Origin of the sequence: Mycobacterium sp. E3298 (assembly GCF_001666895.1) — a bacterium.
Classification (GTDB): domain Bacteria; phylum Actinomycetota; class Actinomycetes; order Mycobacteriales; family Mycobacteriaceae; genus Mycobacterium.
This window is the reverse complement of sequence record NZ_LZJB01000514.1, coordinates 1-3,596: the sequence shown is the minus strand read 5'-3', so window position 1 is coordinate 3,596 and position 3,596 is coordinate 1. Positions and strand designations below refer to the sequence as shown.

Annotated in this window: 4 protein-coding genes and 1 pseudogene; all 5 read left to right on the top strand. The window is 71.1% G+C overall.

The features are described from left to right. A partial coding sequence (gene ruvA / locus A9X05_RS23755; protein WP_067752106.1) for a Holliday junction branch migration protein RuvA occupies positions 1 to 457 on the top strand: 457 nt, incomplete at its 5' end. Beyond that, positions 454 to 1,509, top strand: coding sequence for a Holliday junction branch migration DNA helicase RuvB (gene ruvB / locus A9X05_RS23750; protein ID WP_067784382.1), 1,056 nt, complete (start codon positions 454 to 456; stop codon positions 1,507 to 1,509). The genes ruvA and ruvB, both read left to right, overlap by 4 nt. 386 nt (positions 1,510 to 1,895) lie before the next feature. Beyond that, positions 1,896 to 2,573 (top strand): hypothetical protein, encoded by a 678-nt coding sequence (locus A9X05_RS23745; protein WP_067752103.1) that lies wholly within the window; start codon positions 1,896 to 1,898, stop codon positions 2,571 to 2,573. Positions 2,574 to 2,695: 122 nt separating this feature from the next. Continuing rightward, the gene (locus A9X05_RS23740) at positions 2,696 to 3,082 is read left to right on the top strand and encodes a DUF1304 domain-containing protein (protein ID WP_067752097.1); all 387 of its coding nucleotides are present in this window, start codon (positions 2,696 to 2,698) and stop codon (positions 3,080 to 3,082) included. A 129-nt stretch (positions 3,083 to 3,211) separates the two neighbouring features. Beyond that, positions 3,212 to 3,596 (top strand): annotated as a pseudogene (locus A9X05_RS23735) (hypothetical protein); the annotation flags it as partial.

The window sequence follows — 3,596 nt, the reverse complement described above, 5'->3', positions numbered from 1 at the left end:
GATCACCGCGATGGTCGTGCGCGAGGACTCGATGACGCTGTACGGCTTCACCGACACCGAGACCCGAGACCTGTTCCTGACCCTGCTGACCGTGTCGGGGGTGGGCCCCCGGCTGGCGATGGCGACGTTGGCGGTTCACGACGCGGCGGCGTTGCGGCAGGTGCTGTACGACAGCGACGTGGTCGCGCTGACCCGGGTTCCCGGGATCGGCAAACGCGGTGCCGAACGAATGGTGCTCGAGCTGCGGGACAAGGTGGGCGCGGTGTCAGCGGGCGCGCCCGCGTCCGTGGTCAACGGGCACGCGGTGCGCGGGCCGGTGGTCGAGGCGCTGGTCGGCCTGGGCTTCGCCGTCAAGCAGGCCGAGGAGGCCACCGACAAGGTGCTGGCCACCGATCAGGACGCGACGACATCCGGCGCCCTGCGCGCCGCCCTCTCGCTGCTGGGCAAGACCAAATGAGCAGCCCCGACGATGACTTCGCCGACCGCGAGCTGTCGCCGGCGCTGGCCGTCGGGGAGGGGGACATCGACGTCAGTCTGCGGCCGCGCTCGCTGCGGGAGTTCATCGGCCAGCCGCGGGTGCGCGAACAGCTGCAGCTGGTGATCGAGGGCGCCAAAAATCGCGGCGGCACACCGGATCACATCCTGCTCTCGGGTCCGCCGGGGCTGGGCAAGACGTCGCTGGCCATGATCATCGCCGCCGAGCTCGGGTCCTCGTTGCGCGTGACGTCGGGTCCGGCGCTGGAACGCGCCGGTGACCTGGCCGCCATGCTGTCCAACCTGGTCGAGCACGACGTGCTGTTCATCGACGAGATTCACCGCATCGCCCGGCCCGCCGAGGAGATGCTGTACCTGGCGATGGAGGACTTTCGCGTCGACGTGGTGGTCGGCAAGGGTCCAGGCGCGACGTCGATCCCCCTGGAGGTGGCGCCCTTCACCCTGGTCGGCGCCACCACCCGGTCCGGCGCGCTGACCGGGCCGCTGCGCGATCGGTTCGGGTTCACCGCCCACATGGACTTCTACGAGCCCGCCGAGTTGGAGCTGGTGCTGGCCCGCTCAGCCGGCATCCTCGGCATCGAGCTGGGCGCCGAGGCGGCCGAGGAGATCGCCCGGCGCTCGCGCGGGACACCGCGCATCGCCAACCGGCTGCTGCGGCGGGTCCGCGACTTCGCCGAGGTGCGCGCCGACGGGGTGATCACCCGCGACGTCGCCAAGGCCGCACTGGCGGTCTACGACGTCGACGAGCTGGGCCTGGACCGGCTGGACCGGGCCGTGCTGTCGGCCCTGACCCGCAGCTTCGGCGGGGGCCCGGTCGGGGTCTCGACCCTGGCGGTGGCCGTGGGGGAGGAGGCCACCACGGTCGAGGAGGTGTGCGAACCGTTCCTGGTCCGCGCCGGGATGGTCGCCCGCACGCCGCGCGGCCGGGTGGCCACCGCGCAGGCATGGACACACCTGGGCATGAGCCCGCCGGCGGGCGTCACCGGGTTGGGCCAACCAGGCCTGTTTGACTAGTGGCGATCGCGAGCGCGGCGAAGGCCGGGCGATGCGGGTCGCCACCGTTTGACTAGTGGCGATCGCGAGCGCGGCGAAGGCCGGGCGATGCGGGTCGCCACCGTTTGACTAGTGGCGATCGCGAGCGCGGCGAAGGCCGGGCGATGCGGGTCGCCACCATTGGACTAGTGGCGATCGCGAGCGCGACCAAATCGTGACCTTTGCGGGTCAGCCCGGCCGCGGCGGTCCGCGGCTACGCTGTCCGGCCTGCTCAGGCCCCTGCCACCCCGGCGGACCAGCCACAGCCGGCGTTCCCAGCCGACACCCTGGCGGCCCGCGATCGGTTATGCGTGGGCGTCGTCGGGTAACCAAGCTCACAGCAGTAATACCTGTTGAAGGAGATTCTGATGAGGACCACGCGCTACGACAACGAACGCCCTCGCGCGCTGTACATGCCACGCACCCGCGGCGCGCTAACCGGGCTGCTCCTGATTCTGTTGGGCGCCTGGGGCGCACTGGTGCCGTTCTTCGGGCCCAACATCGACTGGGCCTACCTGACCGACCCGGCGTGGACGTGGACCACGACCAAGGGCTGGCTCGAGGTGCTCCCCGGGGCCGCCACGGCGTTGGGCGGCCTGCTGGTCCTTACGTCGGGCAACCGCGCCAGCGGCGTCTTCGGCGGTTGGCTGGCGGTCCTCGGCGGGGCCTGGTTCGTGGTCGGCCGCGCGTTCGCGTCGACCCTGGGCATCGGCGACCTCGGGCAACCGGTGGCGTCGACGGACCTGAAACGAGCCCTGCTCGAGGTCACCTACTTCACCGGCCTGGGCGCCCTGATCGTGTTCCTGGGCGGGGCGGCCGTGGCGCGCCTGGCGGTGCGGCACGCGCGAGACGTCGTGGTGACCGAGCCGGCCCCGGTGGCCGCCGAGGCGGTGCCGGCCGGCGGCCCGGCCATGTACGACGAGACGCGGGGCGGCATGCCCGCCGCGCGGACGGACCGGGTCGAAGCCGAGCCCCGCGGGCGTGGTTTCTTCGGTCGGCGCGCCGGTGGCGGCCTGTTCCACCGGCACCACCACGCCGGCGTGTAACGAGTGACGCGGGAGGCGCCGGTAGCCATTGGCTACCGGCGCCCTTTCGCGTCCGGGGCGGTCCGGGCGACCGCAGGTCGGTAAAGTTCCACCGCGCAGGCCTCGACCACCGAGGAGGAGCGATGATCACTGCCGGGTTGGTGTTCGCCGGACTGGCGGCTTTACTGCACGTCTACATCTTTGTAATGGAATCGTTCACCTGGACCTCGCCGCGCACCCGCGCCACGTTCGGCACGACGGCCGAGGAGGCCGAGACAACCAAGTTGCTGGCCTTCAACCAAGGCTTCTACAACCTGTTCCTGGCCGTGGTCACCGGCCTCGGCATCGGGGCGATCATCTTGCGGCACAACGCCGTTGGGGCGGCGCTCATCTTCGCCGGCGTCGGGCCCATGGCCGCGGCCGCGGTGGTCCTGCTGCTGTCCGCACCGGAGAAGGGGCGTGCCGCGGTCACGCAGGGCGTCTTTCCGGCGATCGCGATCGCGCTGCTGCTGCTCGGCCTCAGGTTTTAACATCTGTCTCACCAGCCCCAATGGTCACCGCCGGGGGCGGAATTCCGCGCGCCGCATGGGTTACAAGCGGAAATGGTCGGGTACCCATGCCGGGCCGGAAACAGGCCCGGTATTCAACGAGGGGATGTCATGAAATACGCAGAAGACGGCCAAACACGCGGGCTGAGCATGCCGCGTTCGCGTGGCGCGGTCAGCGGACTGCTCCTGGTCATCATGGGAGCTTGGGGGGCGTTAATACCGTTTGTCGGACCGCGCTTCAACTTCGCCTACACGCCCGATCGGGAGTGGGCGTGGAGCACGGCTCGAGGGTGGCTCGAGGTTCTGCCGGGGGCGGCGACCGTGCTGGGTGGCCTCTTGCTGATCGTCGCCGGAAACCGCGTCGCGGCGATGCTGGGCGGCTGGCTGGCGGTCCTGGCCGGCGCCTGGTTCGTCGTGGGCGGCCAGTTCGCGCCGCTGCTGGGAATCGGCTCCGCCGGTGATCCCGTCGCCGCGACCGACCGCAAGCGCGCGGTGC

Excerpts from the sequence above, each read along its gene's own strand:
- A9X05_RS23740 (WP_067752097.1), top strand. The coding sequence starts at position 2,696 with ATGATCACTGCCGGGTTGGTGTTCGCCGGACTGGCGGCTTTACTGCAC.
- A9X05_RS23745 (WP_067752103.1), top strand. The coding sequence starts at position 1,896 with ATGAGGACCACGCGCTACGACAACGAACGCCCTCGCGCGCTGTACATG.
- ruvB (WP_067784382.1), top strand. The coding sequence starts at position 454 with ATGAGCAGCCCCGACGATGACTTCGCCGACCGCGAGCTGTCGCCGGCG.